A 21,638-nucleotide genomic window follows, 5' to 3' on the forward strand; every position below is an offset into this window, starting at 1 on the left:
TGCACGGGCGCGGCGTCAACCGCGCGACGGCGCGGTATTTTTCGGTCGCAGCGCCGTCCTGAGCGACGCGGCGTACGTTCCCGCGCGCCGCGCGGCGTCGGCGCCGCGCGCCCCGGCGTACGCGTCGATGAGCGCGCTGCCGACGATCACCCCGTCGGCGACGGCGCCGACCGCTGCGGCGTGCTCGGGCGTGGAGATGCCGAAGCCGACCGCGATGGGAAGCTCGGTCGTCTCGCGTAGGCGTGCGATCGCGCCGCTCGCCCACGCGACGTCCGGCGCGCGTCCCGCGCCGGTGACCCCCAGACGCGACACGAGGTAGACGAACCCGCTCGAGGCCGCAGCGATCGCGGCGGCCCGCGCGGGCGGCGTCGTCGGCGCGACGAGCAACGGGATCTCCAGCCCCGACGCGCGGAGCGGCGGCGCGAACGACGCGAGCTCCTCGAGCGGAACGTCCGGCACGATCGCGCCAGCCGCGCCGGCGGCTGCCGCGTCGCGCGCGAATCGCTCGGCGCCGTACCGGTCGATGGGGTTGAGATAAGTGAAGAACACGATCGGCGCGGCGCCCCGGGCGCGCGCCTCGGCGGCGATCGCCAGCGCGTCGGCCATTTTGATCCCCGCCGCCAGCGCCCGCTGTCCCGCCGCGGCGATCGTGGGCCCGTCGGCAAGCGGGTCGCCGTAGGGGATCCCCAGTTCGATGAGGTCGACGCCGGCCGCGGTCAGCGCGTCGACGATCGCCAGCGAGGTCTCGCAATCGGGGTCGCCGGCGACCACGTAGCCGATCAGCGCGGCGCGGCGTTCCCCGCGGGCGCGGGCGAAGGCGCCGGCGATCCCGGCGCTGGCGATCACGCCTGTTCCCCCTCGAGCGCCGCGACTGTTCGCACGTCCTTGTCGCCGCGGCCGCTCAGGTTCACCAGCACGAGCCCGCCGGGGCCGCGCTCGACGGCGAGCTTCTGCGCGAACGCAATCGCGTGCGCCGACTCGAGCGCGGGGACGATTCCTTCGCGCCGTGCGGTGTGATGGAACGCGGCGAGCGCCTCGGCGTCGTCGACGGCGACATAGCGCGCGCGGCCGCTGTCTTTCAGATACGCGTGTTCCGGTCCGACGCCGGGATAGTCGAGCCCGGCGCTCACCGAATGCGTGTCGAGGACCTGCCCTTCGTCGTCCTGCAGCACGTAGCTGCGCGATCCGTGCAGCACGCCGACGGAGCCGGCGTTGAGCGAGGCCGAGGTATCGATCGCGTGCACGCCGTGACCGGCCGCCTCGACGCCCCACAGCCGGACCTCGGCGTCGTCGACGAAGCCGCGGAAGATCCCCATCGCGTTCGAACCGCCGCCGACGCAGGCGACGACGTCGGTCGGCAAGCGGCCGTAACGTTCGAGGATCTGCGCGCGCGCTTCGACGCCGATGACTTTCTGAAACTCGCGCACGAGGTACGGATACGGGTGCGCGCCGACGACCGATCCGATGATGTAGAACGTGTCCTCGACGCGCGCGGCCCATTCGCGAAATGCTTCGTTCGTCGCATCCTTGAGCGTCCGCGTTCCGCTGCCGACGGGATGGACCGTCGCGCCGAGGAGCTTCATCAGGTACACGTTGAGCGCCTGACGTTCGACGTCGACTTCGCCCATGTAGACGTCGACCTGCATCCCGAGCTTCGCGCCGATCGTTGCCGTCGCGACGCCGTGCTGGCCCGCGCCCGTCTCGGCGATGATCCGTGACTTCCCCATCCGTTTCGCGAGCAGCGCTTGGCCGACGGTGTTGTTGATCTTGTGCGCGCCGGTGTGGTTGGTGTCTTCGCGCTTGAAGACGATCGGCGCGTGCGGACCGTCGACGAGCCGTTCCGCGTGATAGATCGGCGACGGGCGGCCGACGTAGTCGCGCAGCAGCACCTCCATCTCCGCCCAGAAGGCGGGATCGGCGAACGCGTCGCGGGTCGCCTCTTCGAGCCGCGCGAGCGCCTCGACCAGGACCTCGGGGACGAAGACGCCGCCGAAGCGGCCGAAGTAGCCGCGTTCGTCGGGGAGCTGCTGGGGGACGGTCGTCGTGCTGGTGGTCATGCTCGTCGAGAGCCTTCGACGCCGCGGCGCCGTCTACCGCGGCGCGTCGCCTGCCGCCCCCGGCGATTCACGGTCCCGCTTCGGCGTCGGCGGCGCGGACCGCGTCGACGAACGCGCGCACGAGCCGTGCGTCCTTGACGCCGTTGCGCTCGACGCCGCTGCGCACGTCGACGGCGAACGGCCGCACGGCGCGCACGCAGTCGACGACGTTCTCCGGCGTGAGGCCGCCGCTGACGACGAACGGGCGGTCGCCGGCGAGCGTGCGCGCGTCGTTCCACGAGAACGTCCGGCCGCTGCCGCCGCTCAGGCCGTCGGGTCGCGCCGTATCGAAGAGCCAGGTCGCGTGCGCGTAGGGACGCGCGAAGCGCTCGAACGCCTCGTGCTCGACGGGCTCGCTCGCGCCCACGTGATACGCCTTCACGTACGGCCCGGCGGCAAACGCTTCGCATGCCTCGGCCGGCTCGCGGCCGTGGAACTGCGGGATCGCGCCGACCTTGAGCGCTTCATCGACGAGTGCGGACGGCGGGTCGACGAAGACCGCGACGAGCGTGACGAGCGCCGGGATCCGTTCCGCGATCTCGTGCAGGCGCTCGATCCCGACGCGACGCGGCGACGGGGCGAGGATCACGCCAACCGCGTCGGCGCCCGCGTCGACGACGAGCGCGGCCTCCTCGGCGCTGACGACGCCGCAGATCTTGACCCGCGTTCGTCGCACGGCCTACGCGGTGACGGTCGCGCCCTTGAGCGCGCGGATCGCCTCGTGCTTGTCGTCCGAGCGCATCAGCGATTCGCCGACGAGCACGCCGCGCGCACCCTGCGCGACCAGACGGCGCACGTCGTCCTGCGACTTCACGCCGCTCTCGCTGATCACGATCGTGCCGGACGGCACGAGCGGGAGCAGTTCTTCGGTGACGGCGAGGTCGGTCTCGAACGTGTGCAGGTTGCGGTTGTTGATCCCGAGGATGCGCGCGCCGGCGGCGACCGCGCGCCGCAGTTCGTCTTCGGTGTGCACTTCGACCAGCACGCCGAGCGCGTAGCGCCGCGCTTCGTCGACCATCTCGGCGAGGCGTTCGTCGGAGAGCCCGGCGACGATCGCGAGCACGGCATCCGCGCCGTACGCCGCCGACTGCGCGACCTCGTAGCGGCTGCTCAGAAAGTCTTTGCGCAGGATCGGGAGCGTGGATGCCGCACGCGCAATGTCGACGTACGCGAGGTCGCCGAGGAAGTGGTCGCTCTCCGTGAGGACGCTGATCGCGTCGGCGCCCGCGGCTTCGTACTCGCGCGCGATCTCGGACGGATCGAGTTTCGGGACGATGATCCCGACCGACGGCGACGCGCGCTTGATCTCGGCGATGATCGCCGGCCCTCGCGCGCCGGCGAGCGCCTCGCGGAAATTGCGGCGCTCGCGCATGCGGCTGAGCGCGCGTTCGCGCAGCACGGCGAGCGGCTCGCGCGCTTCGTCGCTTTCCCGCACCGCCGCTTTCGCCGCGTAGAGTTTTTCGAGCATGTCGTTCATTACGTTGGTTACCCCGTCGCTCCGACCGCGGTCGAAGGATCGCGCTCGCCGCGGAGCGCGTCGAGCGCCGCGCGGGCCCGGCCGGTCTCGACCGAGGTGCGCGCGCGCGCGATGCCGTCGTCGATATCCACCGCTTCGCCCGCGACGACGAGCGCGAGCGCGGCGTTGAGGAGGACCAGGTCGGCGCGCGGGCTGCGCTCGCCTTCGAGGATCGCGAGCAGCGCGGCGGCGTTGACCGCGACGTCTCCGCCGCGGATCGCGGTCGCCGGCGCGTGCACGCCGTAACAGGACGGATCGAGCGTCCAGCGTCGCACGCCGTCGCGGTCGAATTGCGCGACTTGCGTCGGCGCGTCGCCGGAGATCTCGTCGAGACCGTCGTCGGCGTGGATCACCGCGCCCGCCTCGGCACCCAGCGCGCGGAGCGCCGATGCGACGAGGTCGACATGCTCGGCCCGTGCGACGCCGACGACCTGACGGTTCGCACCGGCCGGGTTCGTCAGCGGTCCGAGGACGTTGAAGATCGTGCGGACGCCGAGCTCGCGGCGGATCGGCCCCACCACGCGCATCGCGGGATGGTGCCGCTGCGCGAACAGGAAGCAGATCCCGCCCTCGCGTAGGATGCGCGCCGATGCGTCGGGACCGCGGTCGAGCGGGACGCCCAGCGCTTCGAGGACGTCGGCGGAGCCGCAGAGGCTCGACGCGGCGCGGTTCCCGTGCTTGGCGACCTTCACGCCGGTCCCCGCGACGATGAACGCCGCCGCGGTCGAGATGTTGATCGTGTGCGCGCCGTCGCCGCCGGTGCCGACGATGTCGACGACCAGCGGCAACCCGTGGTCGACGCGGATGCTGCGCTCGCGCATCGCGCGCGCCGCGCCGACGATTTCGTCGACGTCTTCGCCTTTCGCTGCGAGCGCCGCCAGCAGCGCGGCCGCGCGCACCGGCGAGATCGTCTCGTCCATGATCCCGCCGATGACGTCGGCGGCTTCGCTCGCGGTGAGGTGATCGCCGCCGAGCACGCGGCGCAGCAGCGCCGGGTAGTGATCGGCGGTCGTCATCCGCGGATGCTCCGCACGACGTTCTCGGCGATCGCTTTGCCCTCGGTCGTGAGCACGGACTCCGGATGGAACTGCACGCCCCAGATCGGCAGATCGCGATGCACCAGGCCCTGGATCACGCCGTCTTCGCTCGCCGCGTTCGCGCGCAGCTCCGCCGGGAAGCCGTCGTGGTCGACGCACAGCGAATGATAGCGGGTCGCGTGAAACGGTGAGGGGACGCCCGCGAATGCGCCACGGCCGTCGTGCGTGATCGCCGAAACCTTGCCGTGCATCTGGCGCGGCGCGTGCACGACGCGCCCCCCAAACGCTTCGCCGATCGCCTGCAGTCCCAAGCACACGCCGAAGAGCGGACGCCGCTGCGCCGCCGCTTCGCGCACGATCGCCATCGTCCGTCCCGCCTCCGCCGGACGCCCCGGCCCGGGTCCCACCACGATCCCGTCGTAGCGCAGCGTCACGCCGTCGTCCAGCCGCGCATCGTCGTTGCGCACCACGTCGACGTCGACGCCGTCGATCGCACCGAACAGATGCGCGAGGTTCCACGTGAACGAGTCGTAGTTATCGACGAGCAGAATGTTCATCGATCGATTCCGAGCACGGCGCGGACGATCGCGGTTTTAGCGAACACTTCGGCGTATTCGGCGGCGGGGACACTGTCGGTGACGATCCCGGCAGAGGCCTGCCAGTACGCGCGGCCGTTGGCGACCGCGACCGAGCGCAGGATGATGCACGAGTCCATGTCGCCGTCGAAGTCGATGTGGGCGACGCTGCCGGCGTAGAAGCCGCGCGCCACCGGTTCGAGCCGGTCGATCAATTGGATCGCGCGGATCTTCGGCGTTCCGGTGACGGTCCCGGCGGGGAACGACGCCGCGAACAGATCGAGCGCGTCGCGGTCGCCGCGCAGCTCGCCGACGACGTTCGAGACGATGTGCATGACGTGCGAGTAGCGCTCGATCACCATCAGCTCGTCGACGCGGACGGTTCCGGTGCGGCACACCGCGCCCAGATCGTTGCGCGCCAGGTCGACGAGCATCACGTGCTCCGCGCGCTCCTTCGGATCGGCGATCAGTTCCTCGGCGATCTGCTGATCGCGCGCGTCGTCGGCTCCGCGCGGACGCGTTCCCGCCAGCGGGCGGATGCGCGCGTCGCGCCCGTCGAGCCGGACGAGAAATTCGGGTGACGCGCCGAAGACCGCGCGCCCGTCGTGCGCGATGAAGAACATGTACGGCGAGGGGTTGCGGGCGCGGATCTGGCGATAGAAGTCGAACGCGTTCCCCGCCAGAGGACACGAGAAGCGGATCCCGACTTGAAGCTGGTACGCCTCGCCGTCGCGGATGAACTCCTTTGCCTGCGCGACCCGCGCGAGGAACGTCGCCTCGTCCATCGAGGCGCGCACCGGACCGTCGGCGCGCACCGCGCCCGGCACCGTCGGACGCTGGTCGAGCAGGCGCGCGACGTACGCGTCGAGCCGCGCCTCGACGGTCGCGCGCTCCGCCTCGTCGCGCGCGAGACCGATCAGCGTTACGCGATGGGTGAAGTGGTCGAAGACCAGCCACGTCCCCGGGACGACGACCAACGCGTCGCCGAACGGGACGTCGGCCGGCGGTGCCTCGCGGTCGCGCGCATCGCGCAGCACCGGTTCGAGCGCGCGCGCCGCGTCGTAGGAGAACGTGCAGACCGCGCCGCCCGGAAACGGCAGGTCTCTCCGCTCGAGCGCGTAGCGTCCGATGATCGTGCGGATCCGCTCGAGCATCGCCGGATCGCGGTCGATCGCATGCGCTTCCAAATAATCGCAGCCGATGAACGAAAACCGGCTGATCCGCTCGGTCCCCTCCACCGACTCCAGCAAACACGAACGCCCCGGCTGAGCCAGGGCGAGATACGCGGAGATGGGCGTGATGGCATCCGCGACGAACGATCGCGTAATCGGAATCAGACTGAGAGGATCGTCCGCGGTGACCATACGGGAAGCGCTTGCGCTCGTGACGCCGGGCGGCGGTGCTTCGACAAGCTCAGCATGACTCGTGTCACCATGAGCTCGTCGAAGGGCAGCCGTCCAACGCGGCTACGAACGTGCTACTTCACGAGCTCCAAAATGGAGAGTTCGGCCGCGTCGCCGGGGCGCACGCGCGACTTGATGATCCGCGTGTAGCCGCCGGTGCGCTCCTTGAGCGCGGGGGCGATCTGGTCGACGAGCTTCTTCGCGACGGCTTCCTCGGTCAGGTACGATGCGACGAGGCGGCGCGAGTGCAAATCGCCGCGGCGAGCCTGCGTGATGAGGCGGTCGACGACCTTGGAGATCTCCTTGGCCTTGGTCGACGTGGTCTCGATCTTCTCGTGCTTGAAGAACGACGTCGCGAGGTTGCGCAGCAGCGCCTTGCGATGGCCGTCGGTGCGCGAGAGGCGCTTTTGAGCGATCTGGTGCGGCATTTCCTAGACTGACGCTACGCGGCGCGCAGCGACAGACCCCTTTCTTCGAGGACTTGTTTGATCTCGTCGAGCGACTTCTTGCCGAAGTTGCGCATCTTGATGATCTCGTCTTCCGTCATGTCGAGGAGTTCGGAGACCTTCGAGATGCCGGCGCGCTTGAGGCAGTTGAAAGAACGCACGGAGAGGTTGAGCGTCTCGACCGGGACGTCCCACTCGCTGGCGGGAGCCGTCGCGACGGGCTTCTCTTCGGTCGAGAAGCCGATGAAGAGATGGAGCTGGTCGGTGAGGATCTGCGCCGCTTCGCTGAGCGCGTCGTCGGGCGTGATCGATCCGTTGGTTTCGATCTCGAGGGTGAGGCGATCGAAGTCGACCGACTGGCCGACGCGCGTGTCGTCGACCGAGAAGTTCACCTTGCGGATCGGCGAGAAGATCGAGTCCATCGGGATCAGCCCGATCATGTGCTCGATGTTGCGCTGCTTGTCGGAGGTGACGTAGCCGCGCGACTTCTCGATCCCGATCTCCATCGAAAGCTTCGCGTCTTTCTTCGAGAGCGTCGCGAGGTGATAGTTCGGCTGAAGGATCTCGACGTCGGCGTCGGGCGAGATGTCGCCCGCGGTGGCTTCCTTCGCGCCGCTCACGTTGAGCGAGAGCACCTTGGGATCTTCCGTGTTGAGTTTGATCGGAAGGCCCTTGAGGTTGAGAAGCAGGTCGACGGTGTCTTCGACGACCCCGGGGATCGTCGAGAACTCGTGCAGCACGCCGTCGATCTTGACGTAGGTGACGGCGGCGCCCGGAATCGAGGAAAGCAGGATGCGGCGCAGCGCGTTGCCGAGCGTGATGCCGAAGCCGCGGTCGAGCGGCTCGATCACGAACTTGGCATAGTTCTCGCGACGTTCGCGGACTTCGATCTGCGCGCCGGCCGGCGCTTCGAGGACGGTCATGGTATGAATGATGGTGGTCTTTCTCCGCTTACGTTATCCGCCTCGGCCCAGCCGAGACGATCGTACGCCTAGCGGTGGAGTGTCGGTCAGCGTGACCGGGTGACTAGCGCGAGTAGTATTCGACGATGAGCTGCTCGTCGACGGGGGTGTCGATCTGCTCGCGCGAGGGGAGCGCCAGCACCTTGGCGGTGTTGTCGGTCTCGGAGAACTCGAGCCATTCGGGATGGCGACGAGCCTTCGCGGTTTCGATCGCGGCTTGGAACAGGTCGGACTTCTGCGAGGTCTCGCCGATCGAGATCACGTCGCCGGCCTTCACGATGAACGACGGGATGTTGACCAAGCGGCCGTTCACGCGGAAGTGGCGATGCGTCACGAGCTGGCGCGCCTGCGCGCGGCTCGCCGCGAGGTTGAGCCGGTAGACGACGTTGTCGAGACGGCGTTCGAGCAATTGCAGGAACGTCGCGCCGGTCTGGCCCTTCACGCGTTGCGCTTCGCGGAAGTAGTTCTGGAACTGCGTTTCGAGCACGCCGTAGTAACGGCGCATCTTCTGCTTCTCGCGGAGCTGGCGGCCGTACTCGGAGATCTTCTGACGCGTCTTGGTGTTCTGCGTCTTCTGACCCGGCGCGGTGCCGCGGCGTTCGACCGCGCACTTTTTGGAGAGGCAGCGGTCGCCCTTGAGAAACAGTTTGATCTTCTCGCCGGTCTTGGACGTCGCGGTTTCGCGGCGGCAGAGGCGGCACACGGCTTCGGTGTAGCGGGACATCTTTTTCCTATAACTCCGTTACACGCGCCGGCGCTTCGGCGGGCGGCAGCCGTTGTGCGGGATCGGGGTGACGTCTTTGATCAGGGTGATCTCCAGGCCGGCGGCCTGCAGCGAGCGGATCGCAGCCTCGCGGCCGGCGCCCGGGCCCTTGACGTAGACCTCAGCGGTCTTCATGCCGTGCTCCATCGCCTTGCGCGCGACCGCCTCGGCGGCCATCTGCGCGGCGAACGGCGTCGACTTCTTCGAGCCCTTGAACCCGAGGTTGCCGGCGCTCGCCCAGGCGATCGTCGATCCCGTGTTGTCGGTAATCGTCACGATCGTGTTGTTGAACGACGAGTGGATGTGGGCGACGCCCGATCCGACGTTTTTGAACTCGCGCTTCTTGCGCGTCTTGGTCTGCTTCTTCGCGGCCAAACGAAAACTGCTCTCTGGGGTTTATCCTGTCCGGCACGGCCGGTGTCGTCGCCTCGACCGGCAGCCCTCGCATCGCGAGCACTCCGACCTCGAGTCCGTACCGCTCGGCGAAAGCGGGGGGCGCACGCGGGCGCGTATCCCTCCGGGGGAGAGACAACGACCTACTTTACCATGCGCGAAGGTCCGGTGCAAGCGCGGGAGAACCGGCGGGCGTGCCGTCCCGCCGCCTGCTCATCTGGACCGGGGTCGCGTTCGCCGTGCTGGCCGCGCTCGCGGCGGTCCGCGTCGCCGACTGGAGCTACGGCGCCGACACCGGGACCTTCGTGCAGGTCGTCCTGGATGCGCTCGGCCCGATGGAGAATGGCGTCGAGCGGACGACCCACTACCGCTTCCATTGGTCGCCGACCCTGGTGCTGCTGTGGCCGGCATTGGCGCTCACCCGCAGCGTCTGGGTCCTGCAGGCGATCCTGGCGCTCGCGACCGTCGCCTGCGCGCCGCTACTCAGCGCGGTCGCGCGTTGCGGCTTCGGACGGGGACGGTTCGAGCCGAACGTCGCCGACCGTATCGGGGCGGTCGCGCTGGTCTACCCTCCGCTGGTCGCGGTCGGATTCGGCGAGTTCCGCGACCTCGGACTGATGGCGCCGTTGGCGCTGGGCTGGTGGCTCGCGCTGCAGCGGCGCGCCTGGGGATGGCTCGCGGTCTGCGCAGTCCTGCTCGCGGGGCTGCGCGAGGACGTCTGCCTCGAACTCGCGCTGCTCGGCATCGGGACTGGCATCGCGATGTTCGTTCGCGGTGAGCGGCCGCGGGCCGTCGCCGCCTTGGCGACCTCCGCGCTCGCGATCGGGTCGGCGGCAACCTACGTTTTGGTCGTGATCCCGCGCGTCGGCTCTTGGCCGCCCTCGCACTTCTATCAGTATCCGTTCGCGCACGGTCCGCTCGAGCTCGCGCTCGCGCCTTTCACGCACCCGATCGCTTTCGCGCTGGCGATCTTCACCTTCGGACGCCTGACGTACGTCCTCGAGGCGCTCGTCCCGCTGGCGTTCGTCCCGCTACGCTCGCGACTGGCGGTTCTCGCCCTGCCGGGATTCGCGATCGTGCTGCTCGCCAACAGCGGCCTCGTGTGGCGGATGGGCGAGCACTATGCCGCCCTGTGGATCCCGTGGCTGCTGATCGCGTTCGCCGGCGGGATCGCGCTGCTGCGCGAGCAGCGCCGCTGGACGACGGCCGCATTCGCCCTCTCCGCGATCGTGCTGATCGCGTTCAGCCCCCTTCATCCGCTGCATTATCTGACGCCCTCGTATCATGCGCTAGCCGATGCGCGTGCCGCGCTGGCATGCGTTCCTCGCGACGCACCGGTCGCGACGCACGACGAGTGGTACACCGCCGTCTCGGCCGAGCGCCCGCGTGCGATGGTGCTGGGCGACGATCCGCCCGACGCCGACTGGCTCGTCGTCGCGGACGACTATCCCAACACCACGTTCGCATCGGTCGTGCTGCCGCGCGTGCGCGAACGCGTCGCGCGCGGCGCCTATCGCGAGGCGTGCCGCCGCGGCAGCGTCGCGGCGTACGTGCACGCGCAACCCGCATCACGTTGACGCGGGTATCAACGCCGCGAAGGAGATTCACAGTGATTGCGTATTTCGGCACGGGTCTGCTCGGTTCAGGGTTCGTCCGCAAGCTGATCGAGAACGGGGAGACCGTCCACGTCTGGAACCGCACCCTCGACAAGGCCCGCGCGCTCGAAGCCGACGGGGCGAAGGTGTTCGACAACCCCGCCGACGCGGCACGCGGCGCCTCGGAGATCCATCTCACGCTGAGCGACGATGCCGCCGTCGACGCGGTGCTCGAGCCGCTCGCCGAGGTCATCCTGTCGACGGCATTCATCGCCGACCACACGACGACCGCGCCGACGCCCACCGCCGAGCGCGTCGCGCGCTGGAAGCAGCGGGGACGCACCTTCGTGCACGCGCCGGTGTTTATGGGCCCGAAAAACGCCCGCGACGCGACAGGGCTGATGCTGGTCTCGGGCGCGCCCGAAGTGCGCGAACGCGTGCGTCCGCGCTTTGAGAACATGACCGGCAAGGTGGTCGACCTCGGCGACGATCCGGCGCGCGCCGCGGCGTTCAAGCTGTTCGGCAACTTGATGCTGCTGGTGATCGGCGGCGGGATCGCCGACATGTTCCGTCTGGGCCGCTCGCTCGGAATCGAACCGCAGGACGCGTACACGCTGTTCAACGAGTTCAACCCCGGCAACTCGGTCGGGGTGCGCGGCAAAGCGATGTCGGAGGGCGTGTTCACGCCCGCCAACTTCGAGTTGACGATGGCGCGCAAGGATCTGCGCCTGATGATGGACGAGGCGGCGCGTCACGGCGAGAAACTCGACGTCGTGCCGGCCGTCGCGACGCTGATGGACCGTTATATCGCCGCCGGACACGGGAGCGAGGACGTCGGGGTCATCGGCAGCCGGGGCTGACGGCGCGCGCGCAGAGGGACGAAAGCCCCAATCGAACGCAAGGGGTCAAAGTGGCGCTTGCGTCGTAACGCGAGAGCACGGGTCGGGTGGTTACCGGGGGCCCTGGTTCTCTTTACGCGAGGTTACGATGCGTAGCCTGATTTTCGCGCTCCCGGTGCTGGCGCTGCTGTGCGCTGCCGTCGTGCCGACGGCGGCATCCGCCAAGGTGCGGACGTACTACATCGCGGCGGACGAGGTCGAGTGGAACTACTTGCCGCTCGGCAAGGACATGATCAAGGGACAGGTCCTTCCGACGCCGCCGCCCGACACGCCCGGCAATACCTTCATCAAGGCGCTCTATCGCGAATACACCGACGCGACGTTCGCGCACCTCAAGCCGCGCAAGGCGGAAGAACAGTATCTCGGCTACCTCGGGCCGATCGTGCGCGCCGAGGTCGGCGACTCGATCCGGATCGTGTTCCGCAACAACGCGACCCGTCCGTACAGCATCCACGCGCACGGCGTCCGCTAAGACAAAGGCTCCGAGGGCGCGCCGTATCTGACGCCCGGCGGCGTGATGGAAGGCGGGGTCCCGCCGCACGGGACGCGCGTCTACACCTACGCGGTCCCGGACCGCGCCGGGCCGGGGCCGGCCGACCCGAGTTCGGTCGCGTGGATGTACCACTCGCATGTCGACGAGGAGCACGACGTCGCCAGCGGCTTGATGGGGACGATCATCGTCACGCGCAAGGGGATGGCGCGCGCCGACGGATCGCCGAAAGACGTCGAGCGCGAGTTCGTGACGATGTACGGGATCAACAGCGAGAGCGACAGCTGGTACATCATGGACAACGTGAAGAAGTTCGCGCGCGAGCCCGACAAAGCCGACCCCAAGCGCCGCGGCTGGATCAACGACAACCTGCGCTTCGACATCAACGGCTACGCGTTCGGCAACATGCCGATGCCGACGATGCGCGTCGGCGACCGCGTGCGCTGGTACGCGATGGGTGACGCCGACAACGATTTCGAGAACCACACGCCGCACTGGCACGGGCAGTCGCTGCTCTCGATGGGGATGCGCACCGATACGCTCTCGATCCAGCCGGCGTCGATGCAGACCGCCGACATGATCCCCGACAACCCCGGCGTGTGGCTCTTCCACTGCCACTTCCCGGGACATCAATCCAGCGGGATGGTCGAACTGTTCAAGGTTCTTCCGGCGCGCTCGACGGCGGCGAAGCACGCGCCGAAGAAGCCTGCACCGATGGCGATGGCCGCGATGCACCGCTGACGACCGGCCGGAGCGGTTACGACGAAGCGGCCGAACGCTGCGAGGGATTGTTGGCGTTCGAGCCGACCCATCGCGTGCGCAGCGCGGCGAACGTCCCGTCACGTTCCCAGCGCGCGATCCGCTCGTTCACGAACGCGAGGAGTTCCGGCTCGGCCTTGCTGATGAAATAGACCTTCTCGATCCGCGTGTACGGGTGCACCGGATCGAGCACGGCGAGGCGCGCGTCCGCATTCGCCGCGAGCGACGCCTCCACGCCGTCGGTGATCATCACGTCGTCTTTGCCGTCGGCGACCAGCCCCGGGATCGACAGGTTCGTGGGGACGACGTCGATGCGCGCGCGGGTGAAATGCGTGCGCACGAACGTCTCGTTCGTCCCGCCCGGGTTGACCGCCACGCGGGTCGGCGGGACATCGAGATCGTCGAGGCTGCGATACCGGGCGCGATCGGCGGCGCGCACGAGCGCGACCTTCCCGTCGACCATGTACGGCGCGCTGAGCAGACCCGCCAGCGCGCGGCGATCGTCGCGCGAGACGCCGCCCATCGCGAGGTCGAACGCATCCCGCACGAGGTCGGCGGTCATCGAGGGCCAACTCGTCTTGACGATGGCGAGTTCTGCGCCGCGCTCCTTCGCCAGCATGCGCGCGATGTCGACGTCGAGCCCCGACCACGTGCCGTCGGGCGCCAGGTACGAGTACGGTTTGTAGTCGCCGGTGAGGCCGACCCGCAGCGTCCCGTTCGCGCCGTCGGCGGCCGCGAGGAGCGGCGGGACGGCGAGCGCGGCGGCGACGCCGCTCAGAAATCCGAGACGCCGCATCGTCAGCTCGTCACCGCACCGAGCGCCGCCGAGCCGACCTCGTTCGCGTACTTGCCGAAGACGCCGCGGGTGTAGTGCGGCGGACGTGCCTGCCACGCGGCGCGGCGCGTCGCGAGCTCGTCGTCGGAGACGAGCACGTTGAGCTTGCGGTTCTCGATGTCGATGACGATCGTGTCGCCGTCGCGGATCAGCGCGATCGGTCCGCCGACGAATGCTTCCGGAGCGATGTGACCGACCATCAGCCCGCGCGTCGCGCCGCTGAAACGGCCGTCGGTGATCAGCGCGACGTCGCCGCCCAGCCCTTGCCCGACGATCGCGCCGGTCACGCCGAGCATCTCGCGCATCCCCGGGCCGCCTTTCGGTCCTTCGTACCGGATAACGACGATGTCGCCGGCGACGATCTCGCGGCGGTCGACGGCGTGCATCGCGTCTTCCTCGCGGTCGAAAACGCGCGCGCGGCCGCGCAGCGATTCGGGTTCGTGTCCGGCGATCTTCACGACGGCGCCGTCGGGAGCGATGTTGCCGCGCAGGATCACCAGGCCGCCGTGCGCCTTGAACGGCTTCTCGGCGGTCGCGATGACTTGCTGGCCCGGCGTCTCGCGGACGTCCGCGGTCTCTTCGGCGAGGGTGCGTCCGGTGACGGTCGCGATCCCGCCGTCGGCGAGGCCGCCTTCGATCATCCGCCGCGCGATCAATTGAATGCCGCCCGCCGCGTCGACGTCGGTGGCGACGTAGCGTCCGCCCGGGCGAAGGTCGGCGATGATCGGCGTGCGCCGCGAGATCGCATCGAAATCGTCGATCGTCAGCGGGACGTCGGCTTCGTGCGCGATCGCGAGCAGGTGAAGCACGCTGTTCGTCGAGCCGCCGGTCCCCGCGGCGGCGGCGATCGCGTTCTCGAACGCGGCGCGCGTCGCCAGCGCTCGCGGCGTGACGCCGCGGCGCAGCAGGTCCATCACCAGCGTGCCGGCGCGATAGCCTTCTTTCGCTTTGCGCGGATCGTCGGCGGGCGGCGACGCGCTGCCGACCGGCGAGAGCCCAAGAAACTCGAAGCACGTCGCCATCGTGTTGGCGGTGAACTGGCCGCCGCACGCGCCGACGCCCGGGCAGGCATGGTCTTCGATGCGCTTGAGCATCGCGTCGTCGATCTTGCCGGCGGCATGCGCGCCGACGGCTTCGAACACGTCGCCGACGGTGAGATCCTTGCCGTCGACGCGCCCCGGTTTGATCGAGCCGCCGTAGAGCATCACCGCGGGGACGTCGAGGCGCATCAGCCCCATCGCCGCGCCGGGCCCGGTCTTGTCGCAGGCGAAGAGCGCGACGATCGCGTCGAGGGCGTAGCCGCGCCCGGTGAGTTCGATCGAGTCGGCGATCACTTCGCGCGAGACGAGCGACGCTTTCATCCCTTCGGTGCCCATCGTGATCCCGTCGGAGATCGCGATCGTGTTGAACTCCATCGGCGTCCCGCCGGCGTCGCGAATCCCTTGCGCGACGTGCTGCGCGACCTCGCGCAGGTTGTAGCCGCACGGCATCGTGCCGATCCAGGTATTCGCGATGCCGACGATCGGTTTGCGCAGATCGTCGTCGCCGAAGCCGATCGCCTTGAGCATCGAGCGCGCCGGTGCGCGGTCGCGTCCGTTCGTGATCGCCGCGCTGCGGGCTTTCGCATCGTAACCGTGACCGTTCATGCGGAGGTGTTCCTCGCGGTTGGGAGACTGCCTCCGTCACCCTGAGCCCGTCGAAGGGCAGCCGACGACGCGCACGTTGGGGGACGGCGCTTCGACAAGCTCAAGGTGACGAAGTTCAGGGTGAGGTGGGCTCGGCGTGACGGGTGCGGACGGCGCTGCCGAGGTAGGCGCGGCGCATCTCGTCGCTGGTAAGCAGATCGGAGGCGGGGCCGCTCAGCGCGACGCGGCCGGTTTCGAGAACGTAGGCGCGGTTCGCGATCTGCAGGGCGAGGTGCGCGTTCTGCTCGACCAGCAGCACCGTCGTCCCTTCGCGGGCGATCCGTGCGATCGTCTCCATGACGCCGGTGACGATGAGCGGCGCGAGGCCGAGCGACGGTTCGTCGAGCAGCAGCAGACGCGGCTTCGCCATCAGACCGCGCGCGATCGCGAGCATCTGCTGTTCGCCGCCCGAGAGCGTCCAGCCGAGTTTCGTCGCGAGCGTGCGCAGTTTCGGGAAGAGCTCGATCACCGCGTCGAGATCGCGATCGATCTCGGCGCGCGTCGCGCGGCGGGGCGTCGCGCCCAATCGCAGGTTGTCGAGCACGGTGAGCCCGGGGAAGATGCGCCGTCCCTCGGGGACGTGCGCGATCCCGAGCGCGACGACGTCCTCGGGGGTGAGGCCGTCGAGCGAGCGTCCGTCGAAGGTAACGGTCCCGCTCGCCGGCGCGATCACGCGGGAGATCGTCTTGAGCGTCGTGCTCTTCCCGGCACCGTTCGCGCCGAGCAGGGCGACGATCTCGGCGGCGCCGACGTCGAGCGCGATCCCGTGCAGGGCCTCGACCGCGCCGTAGCGCGTGACGAGGTCGCGCAGCTCAAGCAGCATCGAGCGTTCCGCCGAGGTAGGCAGTGATGACGTCGGGGTTGCGCGCGATCGCATCGGGCGGGCCCTCCGCGATGTGCTGACCGAAGTTGAGGACGGTGATGCGGTCGCTCACCGACATCACGAGATTCATGTCGTGCTCGATCAGCAACAGCGTCGTGCCGAGCTCCCGGATGCGGCGCAGCAGCGCGATGAGCGTGTCGGTCTCCGTGGGGTTCATCCCGGCCGCCGGCTCGTCGAGGAGCAGCAGGCGCGGCTCGCTCGCGAGCGCGCGCGCGATCTCGACGCGGCGCTGATCGCCGTAGGGCAGACTGCGCGCCGTCGCGTCGCCGGCGCCGTCGAGCCCGACGAACGCGAGCAGTTCCTGCGCGCTTGCGCGCGTCGCGCGTTCCTCGCGCGCCGTGGCGCCGCCCGGAACGAGCGCCGAGAGAAACCCGGCGTGCGTGCGCACGTGGCGCCCGATCATCACGTTCTCGACGACGCTCAGCTCGCCGAAGAGGCGGATGTTCTGAAACGTGCGGGCGATCCCGGCTTTCGCGATCGCGTGCGAGGGCATTCCGACGAGCTGCGCGCCGTCGAACCGGATCGACCCGCCGTCGGCATGGTAGAGCGCCGAGATGACGTTGAGCGTCGTCGTCTTTCCGGAACCGTTCGGCCCGATGAGCGCGTGCACGTCGCCGCCGCGCACCGTCATGTCGAGCGCGTTGACGGCGGTGACGCCGCCGAAGCGCTTGATCAGCCCGCGGATCTCGAGCAGCCCGCTCTCCGATGCGGCGATCGCGTTCGCCGCCTCTCCGAGTCCGTTCATGCGGCCTCCGGCGCCGGCGCCGGGGCGCCCAGCGGCGGCGGTCCGCGTCGCGCGGTCCGCCGCCGTGCCGCCTCGAGCAGCCCGACGAGACCGCGCGGCATGAAGACGATCATCGCGATCACCGCCGCCCCGTAGACCATGATGTACGACGATTTGAGCGGCCGCAGAACCTCGGGTAAAACGGTCAGCAATACCGCGCCGAGGATCGCGCCGGTGATCGACGACGAACCGCCGAGGATCAGCATCACCAGAAACACGACGGACTGATCGAACGAGTACGAGTCTGGGCTGATGAACTTGATGTCGTGCGCGAGCAGGCTTCCGGCGAGGCCGGCGTATGCGCCGGCGAGGACGAACGCGGTGATCTTGTAGCGCGTCGCGTCGATCCCCGTCGCGCGCGCGGCGATCTCGTTCTCGCGGATCGCTTCGAGCGCACGTCCCACCCGCGTCGTCTTGATCCGCCACGCCACGTACGCGCAGAAGATCACCGCGACGAGCACGACGTAATAGTAACGGCCGTAGGTGTCGAAGACGAAACCGCCGATCTGCGGCGGCGGAATCCCGGTCATCCCGTCGCTGCCGTTGGTGACGTCCTTCCAGTTGATCAGCACGAGCTGAGTGATGATCCCGAAGCCGATCGTGGCGAGCGCGAGGTAGTGCCCGGAGAGCCGCAGGCATGGATAGCCGACGACCAAGCCGATCAGCGCGCTCATCACCACCGCCAGCGCCATCGCGCCCCACACCGGCCAGCCCAGATGCGTCGTAATCCACCCTGAGGTGTAGGCGCCGATCCCGAAGAACGCCGCCTGCGCGAGCGACATCTGCCCCGTGAAGCCGAGCAGGATCCCCAAACCCATCACCGCGATGGCGTAGATCCCCGCGAGCCCCATGACGTTGAGCACGTAGTCGGAGCGCACGACCAACGGGACGAGCGCGACCGCGACGATCACCAGGCCGACCCCGAGCGTCTTGCGCGACATCACGCCTTCTCCGCGACGCGTTCGCCGAACAGTCCCGACGGACGCACCAGCAGCACCGCGATGAGGATCACGAACGCGATGGCGTCGACGTACGACGACGAGACGTAGAAGCCGCCGAACGTCTCGATCACGCCGATCGTCAGGCCGCCGACGATCGCGCCGGGGATGCTCCCGAACCCGCCGACGATGCTGGCGGCGAACGCCTTGAGCGCGATGAGCGCCCCCATCTCCTTGGTGACGGTGAAGAGCGGCGCGACGAGCAGCCCCGAGATCGTCCCGAGCAGCGCGCTGTAGACGAAGGTGATCGCGACGATGCGGCCGACCCGGATCCCGACCAGCCGCGCGGTCGCGCGGTCCTGCGCCGTCGCCCGCATCTGCTTGCCCAGCGTCGTGCGTTCGAACAGCACGTACTGAAACACGATGAGCAGCGCGGTGACGCCGATGATCAGCACGTCCTGCGGGCGGATGTGCAGCGGCCCGAGCGCGATCGTGTCGACCGTGAAGAGGCTCGGCATCACGATCGGCTGACTCCCCCACGTCAGCTGCGCCGCGTTGCGCAGAAAGATCGAGACGCCGATCGTGGAGATCACGACCGGCAGCCAGCCCCGCTCGCGCAGCGGGTAGTAGGCGATCCGATTGAAGAGCAGGCCGAAGCCCACCATCAGCATGAGGACGAGCGCGTAGACGGCGAGCACCGGGAGCTGCCAGTGCACGACCGTTCCGAACACCGTGGTCGCCGGAAGCAGAAACGACACCGCGACGTACGACGGAAACATCACGAACTCGCCCTGCGCGAAGTTGACGACGCCGACGGCGTTGTAGATCAGTACGAAGCCCAGCGCGACGAGGGCGTAGATCGACCCGATCGCCAAGCCGCTGACGAGCAATTGCAGGTTGGCGACCGGATCGACGTGCATCTCAGCCGGTGACCTTCTTCACCAGGTGCAGCTTCTGGTCGGCGATCTGCCCGATCGACACCGAGTGCACCATGTTGCCTTCGCCGTCGGCGTCGAACGTGCCGAGGACGCCTTCCCAGTTCTTCACCGCCTTGAGCGACGCGATCGTCTTGGCGGGATCGGTCGACTTCTGCTTACGGTACGTGTCGGCGAGCATGTAGACCGCGTCGTACACCCAGCCCGAACCGGTGCCGACGTCGGGCTGATGATGGAACTTGCGGTAGAACGCCGTCAGGAAATGCGTCGCCTTGTTGGAGTTGAAGCCGACGATGAAGTCGACCGCCGAGTACGCGCCGTTCGCGTCCTTTCCGGCAGTCTCCATCGCGGTCTGGTTCGCGAGCGACGGCGAGCCGACGATCGGGATCGAGAGGCCGAGCGAGCGGATCTGCTTGAGGATGATCGCGGTGTCGCTGGGGTTCTGAATGTACATCAGCAGCGCGTCGGCGCCCGACTGCTTCACCTTGAGGATCTCGGCGGTGAAATCTTTCGCGTCTTTGGGATACTGCTCGTTGGCGACCGGCGTCATCCCGAGCTTCTGCAGGTTCTGCACGATCTGGTCGGCGCCGCCGGTTCCGAACGCGTCGCTCGCGTGCATGATCGCGATCTTCTTCGCCTTCTTCTCCTTCACGGCGAAGTTCGTCATCGCCGCGGCGGTGATGCCGTCGGAGGCGCGCAGACGGAACATGCTGGTGACGCCGAGCTGGGTGTTCTTGACCGCCGTGCCGCCCGTCATCCACGGGATCTCGTGCGTCTTCATCACCGGGGCCATCGCCTGCACTTGCGTCGAGAGCACCGGACAGACGATCGCCACGACGTTCTCGCCGAGCAGTTTGTTGAGTGCCGATACCGCCGACTGATTGTCGTTGGTCGCGTCTTCTTCGACCAGTTCGAACGGCCGATCGTCGTAGACTTTGCCCGGGCGCGCGTTGATCTCTTCGATCGCGAGCGTGAGCCCCTCGTGCTCCTGCTGTCCGAGCAGCGCGTTCGAACCCGTCAAACACGGGATGCCGCCGAGCCGGATCGGCTCGCCGGCCGCGCGGACGACGGCGGGAAATCCGAACGAGGCGGCTGCGGCGGCCGCACCTCCCGCAGCAAGAAAGTTCTTCCGGTCGAGTTTCACGAACGCACGCTCCCTTCGATGAGGACCTCGTCGGCTAGAACGACGGTCCGATGCGATTGATGGCGAAGTCGCGGAAGCCCAAGACTTCCGCTGCGGGCTCGCGCCCGTTTGCGGCGTCGACGATCCACCCGAAGATCTCGTCGCCCACCTCTTCCAGCGTGCGCGTCCCTTCGACGATCGCGCCCGCGTTGACGTCCATGTTCTCGCGCATCGACGCGAACACCGACGAGTTCGTCGCCACCTTGATCACCGGCGCGATCGGCGAGCCGGTCGGCGTCCCGCGTCCCGTGGTGAAGACGACGACCTGCGCGCCGCCGGCGACCATCCCGGTGAGCTGCTCGATGTCCTGGCCCGGCGTGTCCATCACGATAAGACCGCGTTCGCTCGGCCGTTCGGCGTACTCGACCACCTCGCGCAGCGCGGTCGAACCGCCCTTGTACGCGGCGCCGAGCGATTTCTCCTCGATCGTGGTCAAGCCGCCCGCGATGTTGCCCTGCGTGGGGTTGCCGTAGCGCATGTCGACGTGCATCGCGCGTGCGCGCGCTTCGACGCGTTCGACCATCTCGTACAGCTTCGCCGCGACCGGTTCGGCGGCGCGCTCCGCGAGCAGATGCTCCGCGCCGACGAGCTCCGGCACCTCGGCGAGGATGACGGTGCCGCCTTCGGCGACGACGCGATCGCTGGCATAGCCGAGCGCCGGATTCGCCGTGATCCCCGAGAAACCGTCACTCCCGCCGCATTCGGTGCCGACGATCAGCGCGCTGACCGGACACGCGGTACGCTCGTGCTGCGCGGTTTCGCGCAGTAAGTCTCGCGCGAGCTCGACGCCGCGCGCGATCGTTGCGGTCGTTCCGCCGCACTCCTGAATCCCGATCACCTCGACGCGTTGTCCGCGCGCGGCGATCTCGGCGGCCAGGGCTTTCGATTCGTTCGTCTCGCAGCCAAGTCCGACGACCAGCACCGCGCCGACGTTCGGATTCGACGCGAACCCCGCCATCGTGCGCTTCGTCTGTTCGAAGTCGGCCCCGACCTGCGAGCACCCGGTCGGATGCTGCACGGTGACGACGTCGGGGACTTTCCGTCCGATCAATTCGACGACGTGGTTCGCGCACATCACCGAGGGCAGGACGAGCACGTGGTTGCGCACGCCGATCGCGCCGTTGGCGCGCCGGTATCCCATGAACGTCATGATGGTGCCTCCGCGAGATCGCCGCGTCCGCGCGTTCCCTCGACGTTGTGGACGTGCACGTGCTCGCCGGTTGCGATCGCGCCCGTCGCGCGACCGGTGACTTGGCCGTATTTGCGAATCAGCGCGCCGCCGGCGATCGGCCGCGTCGCGAACTTGTGGCCGGTGGGGATCTGCGCCGCGACGACGACCGTCTCGCCGCCGAACGTCACCGCGGCGCCCGGCGCGAGCGGACGCAGCGCGACTGCGACGTCGTCGTCCTCTTTCAGGCGCAGGGCGGAGCCGTCGGCTGCAAGCGGCATGTGCGCGCTAGG

24 protein-coding genes are annotated in these 21,638 nt (G+C 68.7%); 4 read left to right on the forward strand and 20 right to left on the reverse strand.

The window, feature by feature from the left end:
• Positions 1-15 precede the first annotated feature (15 nt).
• From trpA to rpsK, 11 genes are all read right to left on the reverse strand, one after another.
• Positions 16-846 (reverse strand): tryptophan synthase subunit alpha, encoded by an 831-nt coding sequence (gene trpA, locus WPS_RS10095; protein ID WP_317994375.1) that lies wholly within the window; start codon positions 844-846, stop codon positions 16-18.
• Positions 843-2,057, reverse strand: coding sequence for a tryptophan synthase subunit beta (gene trpB, locus WPS_RS10100; RefSeq protein WP_317994376.1), 1,215 nt, complete (start codon positions 2,055-2,057; stop codon positions 843-845). Before trpB ends, trpA begins: the two co-directional genes overlap by 4 nt.
• 67 nt (positions 2,058-2,124) lie before the next feature.
• Entirely contained in the window at positions 2,125-2,772 is a 648-nt protein-coding gene (locus tag WPS_RS10105) for a phosphoribosylanthranilate isomerase (RefSeq protein WP_317994377.1), read from the reverse strand.
• A gap of 3 nt (positions 2,773-2,775) precedes the next feature.
• Entirely contained in the window at positions 2,776-3,573 is a 798-nt protein-coding gene (gene trpC, locus WPS_RS10110; protein WP_317994378.1) for an indole-3-glycerol phosphate synthase TrpC, read from the reverse strand.
• Positions 3,574-3,581: 8 nt separating this feature from the next.
• The gene (trpD, locus tag WPS_RS10115) at positions 3,582-4,628 is read right to left on the reverse strand and encodes an anthranilate phosphoribosyltransferase (RefSeq protein WP_317994379.1); all 1,047 of its coding nucleotides are present in this window, start codon (positions 4,626-4,628) and stop codon (positions 3,582-3,584) included.
• On the reverse strand, positions 4,625-5,206 hold the full coding sequence (locus WPS_RS10120; RefSeq protein WP_317994380.1) for an anthranilate synthase component II: 582 nt from the start codon (positions 5,204-5,206) through the stop codon (positions 4,625-4,627). The genes trpD and WPS_RS10120 overlap by 4 nt, the downstream gene beginning before the upstream one ends.
• Positions 5,203-6,588, reverse strand: coding sequence for an anthranilate synthase component I family protein (locus WPS_RS10125; RefSeq protein WP_317994381.1), 1,386 nt, complete (start codon positions 6,586-6,588; stop codon positions 5,203-5,205). Before WPS_RS10125 ends, WPS_RS10120 begins: the two co-directional genes overlap by 4 nt.
• A gap of 113 nt (positions 6,589-6,701) precedes the next feature.
• Positions 6,702-7,055: a 50S ribosomal protein L17 gene (gene rplQ, locus WPS_RS10130; RefSeq protein WP_317994382.1), complete on the reverse strand. Its 354-nt coding sequence runs from the start codon at positions 7,053-7,055 to the stop codon at positions 6,702-6,704.
• Positions 7,056-7,069: 14 nt separating this feature from the next.
• Positions 7,070-7,996, reverse strand: coding sequence for a DNA-directed RNA polymerase subunit alpha (locus WPS_RS10135; protein ID WP_317994383.1), 927 nt, complete (start codon positions 7,994-7,996; stop codon positions 7,070-7,072).
• A gap of 103 nt (positions 7,997-8,099) precedes the next feature.
• A complete protein-coding gene (rpsD, locus tag WPS_RS10140) occupies positions 8,100-8,759 on the reverse strand; it encodes a 30S ribosomal protein S4 (RefSeq protein ID WP_317994384.1) in 660 nt (219 codons plus the stop codon).
• An 18-nt stretch (positions 8,760-8,777) separates the two neighbouring features.
• Positions 8,778-9,173, reverse strand: coding sequence for a 30S ribosomal protein S11 (gene rpsK / locus WPS_RS10145; RefSeq protein WP_317994385.1), 396 nt, complete (start codon positions 9,171-9,173; stop codon positions 8,778-8,780).
• 212 nt (positions 9,174-9,385) lie between these two features.
• On the opposite strand from rpsK, the gene WPS_RS10150 reads away from it, so the two are divergent.
• The 4 genes from WPS_RS10150 to WPS_RS10165 all read left to right on the forward strand — a co-directional run bounded on the left by WPS_RS10150 (position 9,386) and on the right by WPS_RS10165 (position 12,916).
• Positions 9,386-10,768 carry a DUF2079 domain-containing protein gene (locus tag WPS_RS10150; protein WP_317994386.1) on the forward strand — a complete coding sequence of 461 codons (1,383 nt, stop codon included), beginning with the start codon at positions 9,386-9,388 and terminating at the stop codon, positions 10,766-10,768.
• Between the two features lie 32 nt (positions 10,769-10,800).
• On the forward strand, positions 10,801-11,646 hold the full coding sequence (locus WPS_RS10155) for an NAD(P)-dependent oxidoreductase (RefSeq protein ID WP_317994387.1): 846 nt from the start codon (positions 10,801-10,803) through the stop codon (positions 11,644-11,646).
• A 127-nt stretch (positions 11,647-11,773) separates the two neighbouring features.
• Positions 11,774-12,157 carry a multicopper oxidase domain-containing protein gene (locus WPS_RS10160; RefSeq protein ID WP_317994388.1) on the forward strand — a complete coding sequence of 128 codons (384 nt, stop codon included), beginning with the start codon at positions 11,774-11,776 and terminating at the stop codon, positions 12,155-12,157.
• A gap of 45 nt (positions 12,158-12,202) precedes the next feature.
• A complete protein-coding gene (locus WPS_RS10165) occupies positions 12,203-12,916 on the forward strand; it encodes a multicopper oxidase domain-containing protein (protein WP_317997530.1) in 714 nt (237 codons plus the stop codon).
• A gap of 16 nt (positions 12,917-12,932) precedes the next feature.
• On the opposite strand, the gene WPS_RS10170 is transcribed toward WPS_RS10165, so the two are convergent.
• The 9 genes from WPS_RS10170 to WPS_RS10210 all read right to left on the reverse strand — a co-directional run bounded on the left by WPS_RS10170 (position 12,933) and on the right by WPS_RS10210 (position 21,626).
• On the reverse strand, positions 12,933-13,730 hold the full coding sequence (locus tag WPS_RS10170; protein ID WP_317994389.1) for a transporter substrate-binding domain-containing protein: 798 nt from the start codon (positions 13,728-13,730) through the stop codon (positions 12,933-12,935).
• A gap of 2 nt (positions 13,731-13,732) precedes the next feature.
• Positions 13,733-15,415 (reverse strand): dihydroxy-acid dehydratase, encoded by a 1,683-nt coding sequence (gene ilvD, locus WPS_RS10175; RefSeq protein ID WP_317994390.1) that lies wholly within the window; start codon positions 15,413-15,415, stop codon positions 13,733-13,735.
• A gap of 115 nt (positions 15,416-15,530) precedes the next feature.
• The gene (locus WPS_RS10180) at positions 15,531-16,277 is read right to left on the reverse strand and encodes an ABC transporter ATP-binding protein (RefSeq protein WP_317994391.1); all 747 of its coding nucleotides are present in this window, start codon (positions 16,275-16,277) and stop codon (positions 15,531-15,533) included.
• A complete protein-coding gene (locus WPS_RS10185) occupies positions 16,267-17,082 on the reverse strand; it encodes an ABC transporter ATP-binding protein (protein WP_317994392.1) in 816 nt (271 codons plus the stop codon). The genes WPS_RS10180 and WPS_RS10185 overlap by 11 nt, the downstream gene beginning before the upstream one ends.
• Positions 17,079-18,062: a branched-chain amino acid ABC transporter permease gene (locus WPS_RS10190; protein WP_317994393.1), complete on the reverse strand. Its 984-nt coding sequence runs from the start codon at positions 18,060-18,062 to the stop codon at positions 17,079-17,081. The genes WPS_RS10185 and WPS_RS10190 overlap by 4 nt, the downstream gene beginning before the upstream one ends.
• Positions 18,062-18,979: a branched-chain amino acid ABC transporter permease gene (locus WPS_RS10195; RefSeq protein WP_317994394.1), complete on the reverse strand. Its 918-nt coding sequence runs from the start codon at positions 18,977-18,979 to the stop codon at positions 18,062-18,064. Before WPS_RS10195 ends, WPS_RS10190 begins: the two co-directional genes overlap by 1 nt.
• 1 nt (position 18,980) lies before the next feature.
• The gene (locus WPS_RS10200) at positions 18,981-20,138 is read right to left on the reverse strand and encodes an ABC transporter substrate-binding protein (RefSeq protein WP_317994395.1); all 1,158 of its coding nucleotides are present in this window, start codon (positions 20,136-20,138) and stop codon (positions 18,981-18,983) included.
• Between the two features lie 34 nt (positions 20,139-20,172).
• A complete protein-coding gene (locus tag WPS_RS10205) occupies positions 20,173-21,327 on the reverse strand; it encodes a UxaA family hydrolase (RefSeq protein ID WP_317994396.1) in 1,155 nt (384 codons plus the stop codon).
• The gene (locus WPS_RS10210; protein ID WP_317994397.1) at positions 21,324-21,626 is read right to left on the reverse strand and encodes a UxaA family hydrolase; all 303 of its coding nucleotides are present in this window, start codon (positions 21,624-21,626) and stop codon (positions 21,324-21,326) included. The genes WPS_RS10205 and WPS_RS10210 overlap by 4 nt, the downstream gene beginning before the upstream one ends.
• Positions 21,627-21,638: the final 12 nt, after the last annotated feature.

The organism is Vulcanimicrobium alpinum, assembly GCF_027923555.1.
In the GTDB taxonomy this organism is placed as follows: domain Bacteria; phylum Vulcanimicrobiota; class Vulcanimicrobiia; order Vulcanimicrobiales; family Vulcanimicrobiaceae; genus Vulcanimicrobium; species Vulcanimicrobium alpinum.

Coding starts and splice junctions, on each gene's coding strand:
- trpB (WP_317994376.1), bottom strand. CDS start 2,057: ATGACCACCAGCACGACGACCGTCCCCCAGCAGCTCCCCGACGAACGC.
- trpC (WP_317994378.1), bottom strand. CDS start 3,573: ATGAACGACATGCTCGAAAAACTCTACGCGGCGAAAGCGGCGGTGCGG.
- trpD (WP_317994379.1), bottom strand. CDS start 4,628: ATGACGACCGCCGATCACTACCCGGCGCTGCTGCGCCGCGTGCTCGGC.
- WPS_RS10120 (WP_317994380.1), bottom strand. CDS start 5,206: ATGAACATTCTGCTCGTCGATAACTACGACTCGTTCACGTGGAACCTC.
- WPS_RS10125 (WP_317994381.1), bottom strand. CDS start 6,588: ATGGTCACCGCGGACGATCCTCTCAGTCTGATTCCGATTACGCGATCG.
- rplQ (WP_317994382.1), bottom strand. CDS start 7,055: ATGCCGCACCAGATCGCTCAAAAGCGCCTCTCGCGCACCGACGGCCAT.
- WPS_RS10135 (WP_317994383.1), bottom strand. CDS start 7,996: ATGACCGTCCTCGAAGCGCCGGCCGGCGCGCAGATCGAAGTCCGCGAA.
- rpsD (WP_317994384.1), bottom strand. CDS start 8,759: ATGTCCCGCTACACCGAAGCCGTGTGCCGCCTCTGCCGCCGCGAAACC.
- WPS_RS10160 (WP_317994388.1), top strand. CDS start 11,774: ATGCGTAGCCTGATTTTCGCGCTCCCGGTGCTGGCGCTGCTGTGCGCT.
- WPS_RS10165 (WP_317997530.1), top strand. CDS start 12,203: ATGGAAGGCGGGGTCCCGCCGCACGGGACGCGCGTCTACACCTACGCG.
- WPS_RS10170 (WP_317994389.1), bottom strand. CDS start 13,730: ATGCGGCGTCTCGGATTTCTGAGCGGCGTCGCCGCCGCGCTCGCCGTC.
- ilvD (WP_317994390.1), bottom strand. CDS start 15,415: ATGAACGGTCACGGTTACGATGCGAAAGCCCGCAGCGCGGCGATCACG.
- WPS_RS10180 (WP_317994391.1), bottom strand. CDS start 16,277: ATGCTGCTTGAGCTGCGCGACCTCGTCACGCGCTACGGCGCGGTCGAG.
- WPS_RS10185 (WP_317994392.1), bottom strand. CDS start 17,082: ATGAACGGACTCGGAGAGGCGGCGAACGCGATCGCCGCATCGGAGAGC.
- WPS_RS10190 (WP_317994393.1), bottom strand. CDS start 18,062: ATGTCGCGCAAGACGCTCGGGGTCGGCCTGGTGATCGTCGCGGTCGCG.
- WPS_RS10195 (WP_317994394.1), bottom strand. CDS start 18,979: ATGCACGTCGATCCGGTCGCCAACCTGCAATTGCTCGTCAGCGGCTTG.
- WPS_RS10205 (WP_317994396.1), bottom strand. CDS start 21,327: ATGACGTTCATGGGATACCGGCGCGCCAACGGCGCGATCGGCGTGCGC.
- WPS_RS10210 (WP_317994397.1), bottom strand. CDS start 21,626: ATGCCGCTTGCAGCCGACGGCTCCGCCCTGCGCCTGAAAGAGGACGAC.